This is a genomic window from Empedobacter sp. UBA7248 (assembly GCF_002472945.1).
GTDB classification, from domain to species: domain Bacteria; phylum Bacteroidota; class Bacteroidia; order Flavobacteriales; family Weeksellaceae; genus Empedobacter; species Empedobacter falsenii_C.
In genome coordinates this window covers 14688-33955 of record NZ_DKSU01000008.1, presented here as the reverse complement: position 1 = coordinate 33955, position 19268 = coordinate 14688, and the positions used below count along the sequence as shown (strand labels likewise).

Sequence of the window (19268 nt, the reverse complement as noted above, 5' to 3'; positions counted from 1 at the left end):
TACGTTGAATAAAATTTTACACATGAAAAAAATAGTTGGTTTAATCTTATCCGTTTTGACGTTGACGACATATGCACAAACAAAACAAGACAAAGTTGTTTTGGTAATTCATGGTGGTGCTGGTACAATTCTCAAAAAAAATATGACACCCGAAAAGGAAAAAGCGTACCGAGATGCTTTAGCTGAATCTTTGACAAAAGGTTATGAAGTCATCAAACAAGGTGGCGAAAGTGAAAATGCGGTGATAGAGGCCATAAAAGTAATGGAAAATTCGCCTTTGTTTAATGCTGGAAAAGGCGCGGTTTTTACACATGAAGGTAAAAATGAATTAGACGCTTCGTTGATGATTGGAAATACAATGCAAGCTGGAGCTGTGGCTGGAGTTACAACGATTAAAAACCCTATTTTAGCAGCAAAAGCTGTTTTACAAAATTCTGTTCATGTTATGATGGTTGGAAAAGGAGCAGAAGAATTTGCTCAAATTCAAGGTTTAGAAATTGTTGATCCAAGTTATTTCAAAACGGAAGAACGCTGGAATTCTCTTCAAAAAGTTTTGGAAAAAGACAAAGAAAAAATGGAATTAGACCACGATGCTAAAACACAAGCGTATGTTCCTTTCAATTTTGTTGACGAAAAATTTGGTACAGTTGGCGCAGTTGCTTTGGATAACAAAGGTCATATCTCGGCAGGAACTTCGACGGGCGGAATGACAAACAAACGTTTTGGGCGTGTTGGTGATTCGCCAATTATCGGAGCTGGAACCTATGCAAATAGCGAAGTTGGTGTTTCGAGTACAGGTTGGGGTGAATATTTTATAAAAGCAGTTGCGGCATATGATGTTGCAGCTTTGATGAATTACAAAAAACTTTCTTCGAAAAAAGCTGGTGAAGAAGTTATCAAGAAAATTGGTGATTTAGGTGGCGATGGCGGAATGATTATTTTAGATAAAAATGGTCAAGCAAGTTTTCCTTTTAACACTGCCGGAATGTATCGCGGAAGTATTACGCAATCAGGTAAGATAACTATCGAAATTTATCAATAAATTTGGAACACATTTTAAAATAAAGATATACAATACATGATAAAACAAATTTTACTTACAGCCACTGTTGTTCTTGCAAATTTTGCAACAGCGCAAGTAACCTCTATGATTAATGATAAAAATGTAGATGCTTCGACAAAAGTATATGGAATGGCTCCTTTAAGCGATGAAACAAAGGCTTATGAGAAGTTTAATTTTATGTTAGAAAATACTGCGGCTATACAATTAGGAAAACCAATTTTGGAGTATGGATATCAATCGTCTACTTTCCAAGCGCAAGAAAATGGAGTGATGATTTATATGGTAAAAGATAAAAAAATTGTCGATCAATGGTTGGTGAATCCTGCATTTTACAATGTTTTTCATGACGGAATTCCTTATTCTTATGATGCCGATAAATTAGCTGTTCTTGCTGATAAATATCCGTTGATTTATAAAGAAGAAAAACGTCAATATAAAACCGAAAAAGAATATCAAAAACAGCGTCCAGCCTTGTTTGCGGATCCTTATAATTTGATTATTACAGAACCAGATTTTACATACGAAGGATATTTTGATGTGCAATTTCCACAAAACGAACAATTCAAAAATTCTGAAGCTGCGATTGCTTATTTAAAACCAATTGTAGAGAAATTGACAAAAAAGAAATTTGATATAAATTATACAATTACTGAAAAAAATATTTTAGATCGTACACAATTTACAATAACAGTTGCAGGAGAAGAAAATATCTACAAAAAAATAAAATTAGATAATCTGCAAAAAGGAGATTGGCAATCATTAAGTTATGAAGCTTCGATTTTCCGAAAAGCAAATTAATAGAAAGAAAAGGTTTTTGAAATAATCAAGAACCTTTTTTTTATCCATAAAGATTCGTAATTTGACTTTTTAACTCAAAGAAATATGAATTCTAACTTCTATAAAATATTACAACACTCAAAAGAAAATCAATCAATTATTGCCGTTTACAATGATCCCGAAGGAGACAATTTTTGGGCTGGATATATTTTAGATTTTAATGACGAATTTTTTACAATGCAACACATTTCGAAATATGGTAAAAAAGATGGAATTTTAATCGAACCTTATTTCAAAATTAGTCGAATAGATGTTGATGATTACTGCAAATGTCTCAATTATTTGAAAGAACATCACACCGATTTGGATCAAGAAAATCCAATTACATTTAATGCAACAGCAGAAGAAAATTGGGTTCGTCAAATTTTAGACGAAATAAATGATAAAACCGAATATGTCACACGTATTCAATTAAATAACAATAGTCGTTTTGCAGGTTTTATCAGAAATTTAACTGAAGATGATTTTGAGTTGAAATGTATTGGTTCGGAAGGAACAGACGAAGGTTCTTTGTATTTTCAGGTTGATGATGTTTCGTCGATTCGTGTCAATGATTTAGAAGCTCGTCGAAGATTATTTTTTTATAATTATCGCCGTTCTATCGACTTTTTTGATGAATAATTTTTATCAAGAAAAACGCAAACTACAATTCCAATTATTAGGAATAAAATTTGATTAGATTTTGATGAAAAATATCGTTTTTTATAAAGCATCAAAGCCTTTATTTTGCACGATTATTAAAATCTACTTATGAAATATACTTCTGTAACAGAAGCTGTAAAAGAAATCAAATCTGGCGATCGTGTTTACGTTCATGCAGCTGCGGCTACGCCTACATTTTTGGTATCAGAATTATCGAAGAGAGCGCATGAATTGAGAGATGTAGAATTTTGTCATATTCATACAAGTGGAAATGCAGAATATGCAAATCCTGCTTATAAAGACTCATTTTTTGTCAATTCTTTTTTTTTAGGCGCTAATGTGCGTCACACGATAAAAGAAGGAAATGGTTCGTATTTACCGATTTTCTTTAGCGAAATGGGAAAAGTGATTCGAACTGAATTGAATGTTGATGTTGTTTTAATTCAGATTTCTGAGCCTGATTCGCATGGTTATTGTTCTTTAGGGACTTCTGTGGAGAATATTAGAGCGGCAATTGAGACTTCTCGTGTGGTTATTGCGCAAGTGAACAAATATATGCCACGCACATTTGGTGACGGAATTTTACATATTTCGACTATCACGCATTTAGTAGAACATCATCAACCGTTAGATATCTTGGATAATGGAAATATTACGGAGGAAGAAGCTAAAATTGGGAATTATATTGCTGAATTAATTGAAGATAAAAGTTGTTTACAATTAGGGATTGGTTCTATTCCAAATGCAGTTTTGAATAATTTGAAGAATCATAAAGGCTTAGGAATTCATACCGAATTATTTTCAGATGGAATTGTTCCATTGGTTAAATCTGGCGTGATTACAGGCGAACACAAAAAATTATTGAAAGGTAAAATTGTTTCGACTTTAGCGCATGGTTCACAATTGTTATATGATTTTATTGATGATAATCCTGGCGTAGAAATGCGCGACGCTTCTTTTACAAATGATCCTGCTAAGATTAGTCAGAACAATAGAATGGTTTCGATTAATTCGGCTATTGAGGTAGATGTTACGGGACAAGTAAGTGCAGATTCAATTGGTTCGCGAATATTTTCTGGTGTTGGAGGACAAGTTGATTTTATATACGGATCATCTTTAAGTAAAGGTGGAAAATCGATCATTGCATTAACGTCAACAACAGCAAAAGGTGCAAATAAAATAGTACCATTCCTAAAACAAGGTGCGGGAATTGTGACGACAAGAGCACATGTAAATTATATTGTAACGGAATATGGTGTTGCAAATTTATTTGGAAAAAATATTCGACAACGTGTAAAAGCAATGGCTGAAATTGCGCATCCAGATTTTAGAGAACAAATCGAAAAAGAATATTTTGAAGCGATTTCTTCTTAAAAATATGATATTGATAATTTAATGAAAATACAAAAGCCTTCTAAATCAGAAGGCTTTCTTTATTTTTAGATAAAAATATTTTTAATCTTATCCATTAACAGCTTCAACGTTGTCTACAACATCAGGCATCATTTGTTTTAAAATTCCTTCGATACCATTTTTAAGCGTTGCTGTAGAAGACGGACAACCAGAACAAGCACCTTGTAATAACATTTTAGCTGTACGTGTTTCTTCATCAAATTCAATTAATTCGATGTTTCCACCATCATTTGCAACTGCTGGCTGAACATATTCATCTAAAATAGCTTTGATTTGCTGCTCAACAGAAGAAAATTCTTCGGCAGATTTTACCACAACATGTTCAGGAGCTTCTGTTGTGAATTCATAAAATTCATCAAAAACAGGACCTCCAGCTTGTAAATAATTGGTAATAAAAGAACGAACATCCATCGCCCAAAGTGACCAATCTTCTGTTTCGTTTTTTGTTAAAGAAACATAATTATCAACAATAAAAACTTCCTCTACAAAAGGATATTCTTTGTAAATCGCAACTGCTAATGGAACTCCAGCAGCTTTTTCTCTCGATTTTATTTCGATGATTTCTGGCGCTAACATAGAATTTGAAACGAATTTCATCGCAGCAGGATTAGGCGTCATTTCTGCATAAATAGAAATAGGAGCTTTTTTCATTGGTGCTAAAATTGCGTTTTCTTCTAAATGTTCATTGATAATTTCTTTCAAATCTTCTGTCACATCAGCCCAATCAACAGCATCTATTTTTTCTATCGCAACAAAATTCGCTGTGATAAATATTTTTTGAATAAATGGTATAGTCAATAAAACTTGCGCTAAAGGAGATTCGGTAGCTGTAGATTCTTTATCGAATTCCACGCCACCTTGTGTTAAAGTCTCGTCACAAACGAACTTCATCACGTTATTATTTGGTGTAATTTCTTCGTATACTCTCATAGTTGTACAAAAATACGCTATAAAAATGTATCTTTATCATTAGAATTATAGATTTTGTTATGGCAATAATTAAAGAATTAAATGGGCACACACCAAAGTTCGGTGAAAACTGCTTTTTAGCGGATAATGCGGTAGTTGTAGGAGAGGTAGAAATGGGAAACGATTGCTCAATTTGGTTTTCTGCAGTTGTGCGTGGAGATGTACATTATATCAAAATGGGAAATAAAGTAAATATTCAGGATAATGCAACAATACATGCAACGTATCAAAAATCGCCAACAACAATTGGAAATAATGTTTCGATAGGGCATAATGCGATTGTACATGGTTGTACAATACACGATAATGTTTTGGTTGGAATGGGCGCAATTGTGATGGATGATTGTGTAATAGAATCTAATTCTTTGATTGCTGCTGGTGCGATTTTAACCAAAGGAACGCATGTAAAAGAAGGAGAATTATGGGCTGGAATTCCTGCGAAAAAAATTAAAGATGTTCCAAAAGAATTGAAAGAAGGCGAAATAGAAAGAATCGCCAATAATTATTTGATGTATAGTAGTTGGTATAAATAAAATAAAGCTCAGTATAACTGAGCTTTTATTTTCTACTTCCAAAAATTCCAAACTTTACCATCAAAAAAGGCAATTGTTTTGGATGTGATATCGTAACACATTAGTCCTGGATAAGGAGAAATAATATCATTTACAACATCGTTTACACGAGGTAAAACCATTGCTTTATCAGTAGATTCTAAAACTAAAATCCCTTTTGCATCAGTTTTTTCTGAACCAACTATTACACCCTCGCCATTATCTGTTGAAGAATTAGTAATGATTGAAGATTTATCTCCAGTATCTGATAAATCAATCCAACTATTGTTTTCGTACATTTTTACTTTAGCATCTGTTTGATCAAACATAAAAGTACCATTAGTAACTTCTGTAGGTATTGTTGTGTTTGCAGGTAAAATTATTCCTTTAGAATTATTGTCTTCGAATTGTAAAAGTGTTGATTCTGTAATATTTACACTTTTTTCATCCGTTGCTATAATTAACTGAGCTTTTGCTTCATTCATTACAAGTGCAACAAATAAAGATAGATATATTAAAAATTTCATGTTTATTGTTTAATTATTACAAGATTTTTTGATGCAGCTCCAAGTAGAGCCATTATAAAGTTTGACACATTTATCCGTAGTATCGTAAATAATCATTCCTTCAAGAGGTTTTAAAATCTGAGAAGAAGTAGTACGATTTATCACCAATCCTTTGTTACTAGATTGTAAAGCAATAAATCCGTTCGGAATATTAGTCGGAAAGTTTTCATTTTGACTATAAGAAGAAATTCCAACATTTGTATATCCTTTTGGAGTTCCAATTATAGGATTTTGAGTACAAGTTGTAGTATCAAAAGAGAATTTCAACGTTATAAGTGCCGTCGAACAAACTCCAAGTGTATTACATACTTGATAACGCAAAGGTTCTGTCGGAATAGTTGCACCTTCTGCTACTGTAATTTCTCCAGTTTCTGGATTTAACGTAATTCCATCAGGCCAACTATCAATTGTGGCAATTGTTGTGTTTTTATCAGTTCCAGATAATATTATTTTACCTAATTCTTCATCATATGTGTCATTTTCAATAATGCTAAATGTACGATCTGTAGAAGTTACAATAAAAGAATCGTTATTCGCTTTTATGACAGCATCAATTTCTGGGCTATCTGAACAATCAATTACACTTGCTTCTTCGGTAGTTTCTTCAAGCATAATGTCGTCTACATAAAAATCGTTTCCTCCATCTGCTATTACATTATTACGCAACGCAATTGCAATCGTAGAACAGGTTTTACTATCAGGTACTTTGAAACTCCAAGATTTTTGTTCCCATTTATTTGCGTTTGTTAATCTCATTACATTATTTGACCAATTTTCGAAATTTGTAATGCCTAAATCTTTGTTCGATGATCCTAAAATTTCTTCTGTAGTAATATTCTGCGCTTCGAAATTAACTCCAACATTATTATTTCCAGAACCATAAAACCAAGCTGAAATTTTATATGTTTTACCAGGTTCTAATACCACAACACGTCTATAATATTGATTCAAAACTTTACCTCCGTTTACAACCATTACAGCGCCATCATCAGAAGTGTCGGTATGGTTTTGAATTTTCTGCCACCAACTACCTTTCCAGAAATTATTTCCATCAGGAGCGTCAGTTGTAAAATCGTAAATATTTTTTGGTGCAATTACCGCATAATATCCGTTATCAATATTCCAAACATCTTGGTTTGATGTAGCTCGACTTGTTTTACTTGGATTTGGTGCTTCTTGGAAGTATTGATCTGCTAAATGATAAAAACTTGATCCGTGACTATCAAATTTCTCTAAATTGCTATCATTTCCAGATTGTGGCACATATTGTGAACCAATTCTTGTTGTAGATTTTCCAAAATCTTCATTAAATATTACCTTTGTTGTTTGAGATTTAACAAAACTTATACTAAGGAAAATAAAGACATTGAAAAAAAGTATATTTTTAATCATAATTTGTGTAGATTAATTACTTTCTAATAATTTCAATTTAGACAATAAATCTATATGGCTATTTTGAAATAATTTTATTAATTTTATTATTTTGAGACAACAAATTTAGAATGTACTTTTGTAACAAATCTTTATAAGAAACGTTAAAATATTTCTAATAATCAAATAGTTATGTTTTTAATTGCTTATTAAGTATTTATTAAGTAGATAAAATGTTATTAAACAGTATGATATGGTAAGGCAGTTAACTTATGATGATTTTGGACATACGCTTCATCATAATCAAATTCAATCGGTTGATGGCAATTATCTTGTTTTTGATACACGTAATGATGATACAAAAATTGGAGAAACTTCTTCCATCTGTTTGCTTCACACGAAAACCTACGAATCCGAAATTATTTATAGAACAAATAATCAAACAGAATTTGGTCCTGGTGTAGGCGCAGCCTCGTTTTCGCAAATTGAGAATAAAGTTATTTTTATTCACGGTATTCGAAATTCAAATCAAGCAAATCCATATTCGCCAACAAGAAGAACAGGTGTCGCAATTGATTTAGAATTTTCAAATCAGCCTATTTTTATGGATGCCCGAAATATAAATTTTCCCTTTACAAATGGTGCTTTGCGTGGAGGAACGCATTCACATTCGTGGCAAAAAGAGAAGAATTGGATTAGTTTTACTTATAACGATTATGTCTTAGAACAGGAATCCAAACACAATTCTACTATAAAAGATCAGCGAGTAGTTGGAATGATGTTTCCCAAAAAAGTTGAGGTTGAGTTGGATGAAACATTAGAAAATAATTCTGGTGAAATGTTCTCGATTATCGTTTCGAAAGTAGTAGTAAATCCTATAAATGGAAGTGATGAAATCGAAAAAGCTTTTGATGAATGTTGGATTAACTCAACAAACAATATTGCATTTCAGGGGCATGTGCGCAATGAAAAAGGGAATTTGAAAACAGAAATTTTTGTTGCTGAAATTCCAGATGAAATAAGTTTTGATGAAAATGATGATTTAAAAGGTAGTTTTAAAGCTTTGCCAGATGTGCCAAGTTGTATTTCGCAGAAACGAATCACTTTTACTCAAAATGGAATTAGTAATTTTAGACATTGGTTACGTTCTTCACCAGACGGAAAAATCATCTATTTTTTGATGGAAGATGAATTTGATAAAAGGCAATTATTTGGTGTAAATTTAGTTTCGAATGAAATTATTCAATATTCTTTTTTAGAGAATTCGATTACATCTCCATTCAATCTTTCACCAAATGGAAAATGCGCTATTTACTTTGTTGATGATAAAATATATCTAAATGATTTAACCGAAAAAAAATCTAAACAACTATATCAAGTTCAAAAAATCAATAATGAATTAACAGGAATACCACATTTTTCTAATGATGGAAAAAAAATCTATTTTAATCAATTTGTTTCAAATAATTTCAATAAAAAGTTTATTCAAATCTTCGAATTAGAGTTATAAAACAAAACTGAAATATGTTAAAATTATAAGTTTTCTAAAAAAATATTTGTCCCTCATAAAAAATATTTCTAAATTTAGTACAGATACTTAACCGAACCTAAGGTCTATGCTTTTAAAAAAAGTTAGATTGCATGCTCTTATTCGAGTCTAACCAACTAGAATAAGACCTAAAACAAAACCTCCAATTTGGAGGTTTTTTTTATGATTTTATTAGTTTTACTTCATACAAATCCTTGCGTCTATCTTTCATCGTTTTTACAGTTCCATACTCATGCAATTCTTTTAGAAGATAAAGATCAACGTCTGAAATCAGTACCATTTCAGTATTCGGAGTTGCTTCTGCTTTGACTCCATTGTTTGGAAAAGAAAAGTCTGAAGGAGTGAAAACTGCCGATTGCGAATATTGAATATCCATATTATTTACGCGTGGTAAATTCCCTACAGAGCCCGCAATGGCCACATAACACTCATTTTCTATTGCTCGCGCTTGCGCGCAACTACGTACTCGCGTATAACCATTTTGCGTATCAGTCATAAACGGAACAAATAAAATTTCCATTCCTTGATCAGCTAAAATACGGCTCAATTCAGGGAATTCGACATCATAACAAATCAGCAAACCTACTTTTCCGCAGTCAGTATCAAAAACTTTTATTTCGTCGCCACCATTCAATGCGTAATATTTGAACTCGTTTGGCGTAATGTGTATTTTACTATACGAATCTAATTTCCCCGAACGATGACATAAAAATGAAGTATTATACAGTTTTCCTTCCTTTAGATGCGGCATAGAACCTGATATAATATTGACATTATAGGTAATTGCAAATTCTTGAATTTTCTTCACAATATCGTCCGTCATCGTCGCTAATTGATGCATCGCTTCAATCTCTTTCAAGTGATTATACGGACTCATCAATGGCGAATTGAAAAACTCTGGAAACATGATAAAGTCAGAACCATAGTCGCTCACCGCACTTACGAAAAACTCAATTTGATCATAAAAATCTTGCAAACCATTAAACAAACGCATTTGCCATTGTACCAAACCAAGACGAATAGTACGTTTTGTTGGTGAATTAGATTTCAATTCAGGTTCGTAATAAATATTATTCCATTCTAATAAAGTGGCATATTCTAAGGATTCTTTATCATCTTTCAGATAATTTTTCAAGATTTTTTTGACATTGAAATCATTCGAAATCTGAAAAGCTAAAGTTGAATCATAAATTTCTTTACTTTTTACTTTTTCTATATATTGTCTAGGAGATAATTCTTGCGAATATTTATGATAATTTGGAATACGACCTCCTGCAACAATTGATTTTAGATTCATTTCTTCACAAAGCGCTTTACGTTCGTCATATAAACGTCTTCCTAAGCGCAATTGTCTATAATTTGGATGAACAAAAACTTCAATTCCATACATTACATCACCTTCTGGATCATGTTTTAAAAATTTACCATTAGATGTTATCGTATCATAATTGGATTCGATATTCGTTTTTTTCGAATTAACCACAATACTCAATGCCGAAGCAACAACTTTTCCATCCACTTCAACACAAAGTTGACCTTGCGGAAAAATAGCTAATAATTCTTTAATTTCGTCGACAGTCCAAGTTCCAAGCTGATTGTGATAGGCTTCTTTTGTAGATTCAGTCAAATCACTATAATCTTCAAGAGTCAAATTTCTGACCTGAATATTCATTTTATTTAGATTTAGATTATGCTTGAATTTAGCAAATATTAATCCAATAAACAATTTTAAAAAATAAATTTAGACCTATCTTCGTATAGACTAATAAGCATGAAATGAAAGATGTAAAAATAGAGTTTAGAAAGCCTATTTATCCTGTGAGTGACGAATTGAATCATTATTTAGAAAAATATCATCGCAAAACAAAAGCGAGTATAGAATATGATGATTTGATGCGTTTTTCGGGTTGTGTAGCGTTGGAAGATAAAGAAGGGAATGACACACATTGGTTGGGTGTTTATTATACTGACTCGGAACATCAGGAAATACAAGATAGTCTAAACAGAATTTATACTTACTTACATTCAGATGGAGATGAGGAGTCTTTGCCTTATCTTGTTGTTGATTCTATTGATTATTGTACGTTTGGAAATTCGAAACCTTTTCGTATTCGGGTTCGTAATATTTTGAATGATAATTATACTAATTTTTACATTAAAAAAGCAGATGCTTCGCGTATTTATGGTTTAGAATTAGAAGATATTTTATCGCCTCATCGAATCAATTTTTTGGTCTACAAAAATACATTGATTGAAGAGCATATTTTGGGAATTCCAGGAGATGTTTTTATCAAAAATTATTTGGATAAATGTAATGATTTAGAGAAAAATCAGATTGCAAAAGAATTTGTAAAGTTCAATGAACGATGTTTTATAGGTCTTTTGGGCGATATGCGTTCGTATAATTATGTGGTGATTCCAATTCACGATTTTGATCAAGTTATTTATAGAATTCGACCAATTGATTTCGATCAACAATGCTATGAAGGAAATTTAAAAATTTATCGACCACAGTATTTTAAAGAAAATAAAATTATGGTTGATTTGGTGAATAATCGTTTGAAACCAAATTCTGTCGATCAATATAGAAAAGAAGTAAAATCCTTGATTTCGAAAAGAATTTCGAATAGTTCGAAACGTTTTCGTGATTTAATGAAAATCATGAAAAATGATCATATTTCTAAACCAGAAAATATTGCACAATTACGAACTGGTTTTGCAAAGTTTTATAAAGATCAATCTTACGAAAATTGTGAAAGAATGGGGGAAGTCTTGTATAAAGCAATTGCGAATAGTTTGGAACAAATAAAATAAAAAAATCCACTAACTAAAAAGCTAGTGGATTAATTTTAAATAAAGGGAAAAAATACTATTAATAGTATGTATATCTTCTAACACCCGCAATATGTTTCGCTAAACGCATTACTTGGTGGCTATAACCATATTCGTTATCGTACCAAACGTACATCACAACATTTTTACCATCCGCAGAAACAATTGTTGCATTACTATCAAAGATAGATGGAGCAGTAGTTCCAACGATATCCGAAGAAACTAATTCGTTGTTCAACGAATATTTAATTTGCTCTACTAATTCTCCGTTCAATGCAGCATCTTTCATGATGTTGTTTACATTTTCAACAGATGTATCTTTACCAACTTCTAAATTTAATACAACCAAAGATCCATTTGGAACTGGAACACGAATTGCATTCGAAGTTAATTTACCTGCTAAACTTGGTAAAGCTTTTGCAACTGCGCTACCAGCACCAGTTTCAGTAATTACCATATTCAAAGCAGCAGCACGTCCACGACGGTATTTTTTGTGCATATTATCAACCAAATTTTGATCGTTTGTATACGCATGTATTGTTTCTAAATGTCCTTTTACAACACCTAAATTATCTTCAACAACTTTCAAAATAGGTGTAATTGCATTTGTTGTACAAGAAGCAGCTGAGAAAATATTTACATTTTCTGGGCTATATTCCTCGTGGTTAACACCATAAACAATATTCGGAACACCTTTTCCTGGCGCTGTTAATAAAACTTTATCAGCACCAACAGATTTTAAATGACGAGATAACGCTTCTTCATCTTTAAAAACACCTGTGTTATCAATAATTAAAGCATTATTAATTCCATAAGCAGTGTAATCAATATCTTCTGGCTGAGCTGCAGAAATCATGTAAACAGAAACTCCGTTGATGATTAAAGCATTATTTTCGTGATCAGCTACAACGTTTCCGTCAAAATCACCATGAACAGAATCATGACGTAACAAAGAAGCTCTTTTTTCTAATAAAACAGGATCGTTTTTATCACGTGTTACAACAGCGCGTAATCTTAATTGTTGACCTTTTCCCATTTGAGAAGCCAACTCACGAGCTAATAAACGTCCGATACGACCAAAACCGTATAAAACAACATCTTTTGGCTCAACACTTTTTACATTTTTGCTTGCACCTAATTTCTCTTCAACAAAAGCTTCTGCCGAAGCGTAATCTCCAGAAATATATTCTTTAGCTAATTTTCCAACATCAAGTCTAGAAGCTGGTAATTTAGCTTTAGAAATAGCTTTAGCAATCGCTAACGTATCGTCGATAGCAATCTTTTTTTCTACAAATTCCTCAGCATACTGATGTAGATTTACGATGTCACTAACGTTTTTATCAACTAATTGATTACGGAAAATTACCAATTCAACAGATTGATCATACCATAAATCTGAAACAATTTTAATGAATTCTACAACCTTTTTGCTCATTTCATTGAAAGATGCAAGTTGTTGATCATAAGAAGAGTGGTTCATTTAATAAATGTTTATTTGTGTTTATTTACTTAATTCTTGGCAAAAGTAATCAATTATAACGATTTCGTACATTTTTTTTACAAAAACTAATTATTGTCATAAAAAAGCAACTATTCCTACGAAAATACTAAAATATAGAAAAAAAAATAAATTTTTAATGAGAAATTTTAAATTTTAAGAATACTAATAAATAGCTATTAACCATGATTTTATTGTTTCATTTGAATTTAATTTTATTTTACGAAAACGTTTTCGTAAAATAATTGTTAAAAAGTTTTATTTGCAAATTCGAAAAAGCGTTCTATATTTGCACTCGCAATACCGCAATAAACTGCGTTATTGGAGAGTTGGCAGAGTGGTCGAATGCGGCAGTCTTGAAAACTGTTGAGGGTCACACCTCCGGGGGTTCGAATCCCTCACTCTCCGCTGAAAGGGATTCTATTGTTTAGAATCTCTTTTTTTGTATAAATAAGTAAGTTTTCTTCCTTCATTTTCAAATGGTTACTCGAAAATAAATCCATCATTGTAGGTGTTCGATAAATTCCATTTTCATAGTATAAATTGCTGTCGAACACTATGTTTACAAATTCTCTTTTCTGTAAAGTATTAGCTTTAGAATAAACAAACTTCATATCCGTTAATTGATTCAGATTCTTTTCTAAGATTTTAAAAGCAACTTGTTGATCAGTACTATATCGCTCTATTGCCCCTTTTAATGTTATAATTTCATCATTGTAACTAGAAAACCAACGTTGATACGTATCCTTGCTTACTTCGTTTTTAATCCATTTTTCTTCTACCGAAAATAACTTTTCTTGAACTGCTAATAATTGATTTTGTTTTTCAACAATCTTTTTTCTATTGTTTGATAGCTCAATTTCAAGTGATTTATTCGTTTCAGATTTAATTTTATTGAGTTGAACAGATGATAAGCTCATTAATTCACAAATTTGAAGAAGTTGATGATGAGCTTTTATAGCACTAATGTTGTTGTGTCGTGAATGTCGGCATTTATAATAGTAAAAATATTTTCCTGATTTCCCTCTCGATGGTGCTCCTGATAATGGTGTTCCACAATGGCATTTTAATATCCCTCGTAGAGGAAGTTCATCATCTATAACTACACGCTGTTTAATTGGGTTTTTAAATTTTTCTTGAACCATCATCCATGAAGTTTTATCGATGATTGGTTCATGTATCGCATCAAATAATCCCCCAGGATAATTTTTATACGCTTCTACTTTTAATAATCCTGCATAGACAGGATTTTTTAGAACACGTTCAATCGCCATATTTCCTTTGGTGGTGAAACCAAGATTTCTAGCTTCTTCTTTTATCAAATAAAGTGGTGTGTTTTTAAGAAAAGCGTCATAAATATGGCGGACAATTTTAGCTTCTCTTTCTTCTACAATTAGTTTTCGTTCTTTTCGTTCTCCAATTTTCCTGTATCCAAATGGAGCATTTTTAAAAACAAATCGTCCTTCTTTTGCTTTAGCAGTATAAATACCGCCTTTCACCTTTATACTTCGATTAATGTTGTCTTCTTCGGCTAGAAGTAATTGTAAACCTGCTCTGAAAAAACTACCAGGCGTGTCGTAATCGAAGATTATTCCCTCTGTAACGCTTACAACTTGAATGTTGTATTTTTTCTGAAGTAATTTTACCATACTCATCGCTTCACCTGCATCGCGACTAAAACGATCCAATTGGTCGACAAGAAGATAATCAACAACTTTGTAATGTTTCTTAATAAAATCTTTGAGTTTAATAAAATCTGGACGATCAAATGTGCGAGCACTTTTACCACGATCAATAAAAGTGTCGATTAATTTAACTTCATTAAATTCTAACCATTGATCAGTATAAAGTTCTTGTCGTTCTATTGAACCATTACTCTGTCCGAGCTGACTAAACCTAAGGTATCTTATTGCTCTTTTCATAGTATTCCTTTAAAGTGGTAGATAAAATGATCTCTATAATCAAATTTACAATTTTTTCTTCCTTCTTAGCTAGTCTTTTTTGATTTATATCGATATTATATTTTTGATTATCAGATATTTTTAAATATTCATCACCTTTCTTCATCATCTTACTCTTTAATATTCATAAAGTTTTTAAACATTTGAATCGTTAAATAAAAAGTAGTTTTAAATGATGAAGTAGCTATAAATAGGCATTTGTTGGAGCTATATGTCAGGTATTGGTTTTGATTAATTAAGGAATTAATCAAGAGGTTAGTTTTGTGATTTGTAGAGATCAAACGTTAAAAAAAAATACACCTGCAAAAACGTTCTTTTTACTTACTTTCTTCGACAATCCTTCGATTGTTGTTCGACAAAACAACCTTTTTCTCGAACCATTGTTGAAGAACACTCGAAAAAACTCAGAGGAAATGGACTATTTTATTACTAAAATAAATGACGACAAAATAAGAGGTATACCTTATTGCGTAAAACAAAAAACCTCCCTAAAATCGATTTTAAAGAGGTTGTTATTTATACTACTTTGTGTTTTGTCTCTAAAATTAGAGTTGTTAAACAATTATCTATATTAGTGGAAATATCAATTTGGAATAAATCCATCTCCAAAACCTTTAAATTTAATATGGTGAATTTTATCTAGAATATCAATTGGAGGCTCTTCGTTCTCAATAATAATAGTTTGTTTAATATTAGTTTTAGTCAAATATCTATAAAAGTTTAAAGCAAGATTAACTTCAATTCCTTCACCATCTGCTTTTGGACTTTTGTATGTAACTAAAGGAGAGTCTAGAACAGGAACACCAATTTTATAAGATTTATCCTCCATAATTTCGTGTAAAGCTATAATGTAAACGGCGTAATAAATCGCTCTATATCCTTTACCGTAACTACCTCTAAAAGAATCTCCTATTTCAAAATCAAATATCTCCTTGTTATATTTAACATCCTTATTTTCATTAATATCTTTTAAAATTTTAGACATTTTACTGCAAAGCTTTGTTAAATTGTTCGTTGTAAGAGATGGATAATTTGTTTTTCCGTTTGGTATTGATGATTTTAATTCTTTTATACTTTGTGAGAAGGACTCTTTCTTTTTAAGTATATCACGAATCCCAATTAATTGACTCTTTTTATTATTTAAAACTGATAAAGTTTCTAAAGTTTTATCAAGTTCACTACCTATCCCTTGTTCTAGTTTAATTCTTACATCTTCTATTTCTAACTTGATTTTAGAGATATTAATTTCCACTTCTTTATGTTCGGAAATAATTAATTCTTGCGATACTTTTAGTTCCTTTAATAGGGAATTAATTTTTTGAATTTCAGATTCACAAGAAGTAATAATTTGATTTACATCTAATTGTTTTACTTCAACTTCTTGCTTACACGTAGGACAAGAAGAAATATTTGTTTCAGACATAAAAAGTCCAGATTCGATAGTAGATTTTAATCGTGAAATATCACTTAAATACTGTCGTTCTAAAATGTAAGACCTTTTTTGCAATTCACTAAGTTCATCATATTTTTTTTGAAAGTCAAGAAAAGCTATATTTTTGACTTTGTATTCTTCTTCAAGTGATAAATACTCTTTTTTTATTCGATTAAAATTTTGAGTAAAATTATTCAAAGAATTTTCAACTTTCTTTAATTGTTCATCGACTTCTACAATATTTATATTAGAATCAAGTTGGGAATTATTAATAAAATCATTAAGTAAATCGATTTTCCCTTTTCTTTTTTGAATTTCCTGCGTAGAAATCTTCTTTTGAATATTACTATCATCAATACCAGTGAGGAAAAATCTTAATATGTTCGACTCTTCTGTACTTTTAGTATAGTGAGAAGTGATCGGAGATTCTTTTGTTATAATACGTTCTTCATTAATTAAAGCCAGTTTAACAACGTTTCTATATGATAGATTAACTAAATCTCCTTTTTCATTCTTTCGAATTTTCTTGTTACCAATATTATTTAGATTTAGGAGAAAACTACTTATATTATCATTAGAGTTAGCATCAGATTTTCGTTTTAAAATTTCAGGTTCAGTATTTAAATTACTAATTTTTGATCGATATAATTTATAAATATTATTATTGGCAATTTCACTTTCTAATGTATATGTTTGATTGTTAGATTCGATTTCTAAGAAAATATTTGTATATCCCTTTAATTGAGGGATGTTTCTTAATTTCACCGATGAACCTGACATATAGTCAATGCAATCAAATATAAAAGTCTTTCCTGTATTCGAAGGTCCAGATATAACATTCAAGCCAGAGTTAAACAAAATGACTGCATCTTTTTTATTAATTCCTGTTAAACGTAATTCTTTGTAAATATATCCCGTCATTATTTTAAGATTGCAAGGTTAAACTCTGAGTGTGTAAGATTTTTTTTATTGTCAAAAATAATTTTTAATATGGATTCATTTATAGATTCATATTTATGGAAAAACCAACTGACACGTTTAATTAATTCTAACGTGTAATTTTCAGATAAGTTCTCCAAAAAAGGTGTGGAATTTTCTGACGCTAAATACATTATGCCATTTGCATCATAGCTGATATCAATTAAACTTTTGTTTAATAAGAAATCTAAGCTACTTTTTATTAAATTTCTTCTGATATAAATTTCACTTTCTCTATATGGAACAGGTGCGTGAATACTTTCAATTTCACTATCGAAATCTCCAGAATGAATGATTATATAATCAACGTAAATTAAACTTTGTAAACTAATTTTCTTAGGATATGCTTCATTTAGAATACAAAGTAACCTTAATCCAACTTCTAATGGATTATTAAATGGGCTATTCTGACTCATTTTTCCAAACTATTTTTTTATCATTAACTAACTGATGGCATATTCCTTTTCTATCACTTACTATACTTACAGTAGTTAAAGGATTTGAAGATAATTGAAGGGTTGAAGCAAGTTTTTCAGCCTCTTTTACTTTTTTAAAAGCATTATCATGATAGTCCTCTACCGTATCAACAATACCATTATAAATTTCATCTTGAAAATCTTGAAAAGTATTGATGGGTAAACTATCTCTATAAAAATTTCTTAACTGTTCGGCGTAATGAAAATTTATTCTTGCTCTATTGAAATGATTTTGATAATTTATATGTGTAATCAAATCTTGTTTCTTTAGAAATTTATTTTTTGACTCGTCTTCGTATGAAAGAAATAGTTGCTTAACATATACTAATTCATTAGATTTCACTTCGTCTATTTCTTTTTCGTTTAGTTTTGGTCTAGCTGGAAGCCCTCCTCCAAATCTAGTAATATGATTGGGATGATTTTTGTGTTTTTCTAAAACAGTTTTAATATTAGTTTTCTTGAATATATTAAAATCAAATTCTTCTACATATTTTAAAAATTCTCCTTCTAATTTTATAGTTTCAATTTTTGTAATTTTATTTTCACAATTATTTTTCCATTTTCCCTTGATTTCTTTTTTTAATAATTCAGACTTTTGGAGCAATTTTGACAGTGAAGTACCACAGCCTTTAGGCGCAATTATAAAATAGTTTTGAGGAATTGGGTATTCTTTTTTGAATGTATAGTATAAAATTTTACCAATTTCGACATAAATGTCAGATGGATATAATGAATGGTCATAATGTTTGCATTGAAAACAATCCCATTTGTAATTTTCTTTATAAGGAGTTTCTATATAAGCAATAACATCTCGTCCATTGTCATTTGCGCCGCCAATTCTTTCGATTTCTATATAGTCATTTCGAAGTAATTCTAAATATTCTTCCGTAAATAGTTCCCATTCTTCAGGAGAAAATATTTCTATCCTTTTTATGGGAACTATATTAGCTCCATTTGTAACTTCAAAGCTTGACGTAAACTTTTCTACTGACATTTTTTTATAAGATTTTTTAAAATTCGTTATTAGATTTATAATTTAATGAATCTAATTAACAAATATTCTCAAATATCTAAAAAACTATCATAAATAAATTACGGTTTTACGTAAATACAAAAACCTCGCTTAAAAA

At 30.7% G+C, this 19268-nt stretch carries 17 protein-coding genes and 1 tRNA gene; 8 read left to right on the top strand and 10 right to left on the bottom strand.

Annotated elements, in window-relative coordinates; translation table 11 throughout:
• Nucleotides 1–22 precede the first annotated feature (22 nt).
• The 4 genes from B4A23_RS07135 (at nucleotide 23) to B4A23_RS07120 (ending at nucleotide 3916) form a co-directional block, all read left to right on the top strand.
• Nucleotides 23–1042 carry an isoaspartyl peptidase/L-asparaginase family protein gene (locus B4A23_RS07135; RefSeq protein ID WP_291118448.1) on the top strand — a complete coding sequence of 340 codons (1020 nt, stop codon included), beginning with the start codon at nucleotides 23–25 and terminating at the stop codon, nucleotides 1040–1042.
• 36 nt (nucleotides 1043–1078) lie between these two features.
• Entirely contained in the window at nucleotides 1079–1861 is a 783-nt protein-coding gene (locus B4A23_RS07130) for a hypothetical protein (protein ID WP_286502256.1), read from the top strand.
• Between the two features lie 84 nt (nucleotides 1862–1945).
• Entirely contained in the window at nucleotides 1946–2521 is a 576-nt protein-coding gene (locus B4A23_RS07125) for a hypothetical protein (RefSeq protein ID WP_291118445.1), read from the top strand.
• Nucleotides 2522–2650: 129 nt separating this feature from the next.
• Nucleotides 2651–3916 carry an acetyl-CoA hydrolase/transferase family protein gene (locus tag B4A23_RS07120; protein WP_291118443.1) on the top strand — a complete coding sequence of 422 codons (1266 nt, stop codon included), beginning with the start codon at nucleotides 2651–2653 and terminating at the stop codon, nucleotides 3914–3916.
• Between the two features lie 87 nt (nucleotides 3917–4003).
• Here B4A23_RS07120 and B4A23_RS07115 read toward each other — a convergent pair whose 3' ends face one another.
• Nucleotides 4004–4885, bottom strand: coding sequence for a NifU family protein (locus B4A23_RS07115; RefSeq protein WP_038333605.1), 882 nt, complete (start codon nucleotides 4883–4885; stop codon nucleotides 4004–4006).
• Between the two features lie 59 nt (nucleotides 4886–4944).
• Here B4A23_RS07115 and B4A23_RS07110 point away from each other — a divergent pair, with 59 nt between their 5' ends.
• Nucleotides 4945–5457 (top strand): gamma carbonic anhydrase family protein, encoded by a 513-nt coding sequence (locus tag B4A23_RS07110; protein ID WP_286484644.1) that lies wholly within the window; start codon nucleotides 4945–4947, stop codon nucleotides 5455–5457.
• A 32-nt stretch (nucleotides 5458–5489) separates the two neighbouring features.
• Here B4A23_RS07110 and B4A23_RS07105 read toward each other — a convergent pair whose 3' ends face one another.
• Together B4A23_RS07105 and B4A23_RS07100 are read right to left on the bottom strand one after the other, a co-directional pair.
• The gene (locus B4A23_RS07105) at nucleotides 5490–6002 is read right to left on the bottom strand and encodes a hypothetical protein (protein ID WP_286513043.1); all 513 of its coding nucleotides are present in this window, start codon (nucleotides 6000–6002) and stop codon (nucleotides 5490–5492) included.
• Nucleotides 6003–6011: 9 nt separating this feature from the next.
• Nucleotides 6012–7433 carry a hypothetical protein gene (locus B4A23_RS07100; RefSeq protein ID WP_291118439.1) on the bottom strand — a complete coding sequence of 474 codons (1422 nt, stop codon included), beginning with the start codon at nucleotides 7431–7433 and terminating at the stop codon, nucleotides 6012–6014.
• Nucleotides 7434–7665: 232 nt separating this feature from the next.
• On the opposite strand from B4A23_RS07100, the gene B4A23_RS07095 reads away from it, so the two are divergent.
• Complete coding sequence (locus B4A23_RS07095; RefSeq protein WP_291118437.1) at nucleotides 7666–8922, top strand: DUF3748 domain-containing protein; 1257 nt, start codon at nucleotides 7666–7668, stop codon at nucleotides 8920–8922.
• A 199-nt stretch (nucleotides 8923–9121) separates the two neighbouring features.
• On the opposite strand, the gene B4A23_RS07090 is transcribed toward B4A23_RS07095, so the two are convergent.
• The gene (locus B4A23_RS07090; RefSeq protein WP_280049997.1) at nucleotides 9122–10633 is read right to left on the bottom strand and encodes a carbon-nitrogen hydrolase family protein; all 1512 of its coding nucleotides are present in this window, start codon (nucleotides 10631–10633) and stop codon (nucleotides 9122–9124) included.
• Between the two features lie 104 nt (nucleotides 10634–10737).
• Between B4A23_RS07090 and B4A23_RS07085 the strand changes: the two genes are divergently transcribed.
• A complete protein-coding gene (locus tag B4A23_RS07085) occupies nucleotides 10738–11775 on the top strand; it encodes a hypothetical protein (protein WP_291118435.1) in 1038 nt (345 codons plus the stop codon).
• Nucleotides 11776–11833: 58 nt separating this feature from the next.
• On the opposite strand, the gene B4A23_RS07080 is transcribed toward B4A23_RS07085, so the two are convergent.
• On the bottom strand, nucleotides 11834–13273 hold the full coding sequence (locus B4A23_RS07080; RefSeq protein ID WP_291118433.1) for a glyceraldehyde-3-phosphate dehydrogenase: 1440 nt from the start codon (nucleotides 13271–13273) through the stop codon (nucleotides 11834–11836).
• A gap of 341 nt (nucleotides 13274–13614) precedes the next feature.
• Between B4A23_RS07080 and B4A23_RS07075 the strand changes: the two genes are divergently transcribed.
• Nucleotides 13615–13699: transfer RNA gene (locus tag B4A23_RS07075), tRNA-Ser, on the top strand.
• Here B4A23_RS07075 and B4A23_RS07070 read toward each other — a convergent pair.
• The 5 genes from B4A23_RS07070 to B4A23_RS07050 all read right to left on the bottom strand — a co-directional run bounded on the left by B4A23_RS07070 (nucleotide 13690) and on the right by B4A23_RS07050 (nucleotide 19132).
• Nucleotides 13690–15213 (bottom strand): recombinase family protein, encoded by a 1524-nt coding sequence (locus B4A23_RS07070; protein ID WP_291118431.1) that lies wholly within the window; start codon nucleotides 15211–15213, stop codon nucleotides 13690–13692. The genes B4A23_RS07075 and B4A23_RS07070 overlap by 10 nt on opposite strands.
• Nucleotides 15188–15358 carry a hypothetical protein gene (locus B4A23_RS07065; RefSeq protein WP_291118429.1) on the bottom strand — a complete coding sequence of 57 codons (171 nt, stop codon included), beginning with the start codon at nucleotides 15356–15358 and terminating at the stop codon, nucleotides 15188–15190. The genes B4A23_RS07070 and B4A23_RS07065 overlap by 26 nt, the downstream gene beginning before the upstream one ends.
• Nucleotides 15359–15835: 477 nt before the next feature.
• Entirely contained in the window at nucleotides 15836–17605 is a 1770-nt protein-coding gene (locus B4A23_RS07060) for a hypothetical protein (protein WP_291118427.1), read from the bottom strand.
• The gene (locus B4A23_RS07055; protein WP_291118425.1) at nucleotides 17605–18078 is read right to left on the bottom strand and encodes an ABC-three component system middle component 2; all 474 of its coding nucleotides are present in this window, start codon (nucleotides 18076–18078) and stop codon (nucleotides 17605–17607) included. The genes B4A23_RS07060 and B4A23_RS07055 overlap by 1 nt, the downstream gene beginning before the upstream one ends.
• Nucleotides 18065–19132, bottom strand: a complete 1068-nt coding sequence (locus B4A23_RS07050) for an ABC-three component system protein (protein WP_291118423.1) — start codon at nucleotides 19130–19132, stop codon at nucleotides 18065–18067. Before B4A23_RS07050 ends, B4A23_RS07055 begins: the two co-directional genes overlap by 14 nt.
• Nucleotides 19133–19268 lie beyond the last annotated feature (136 nt).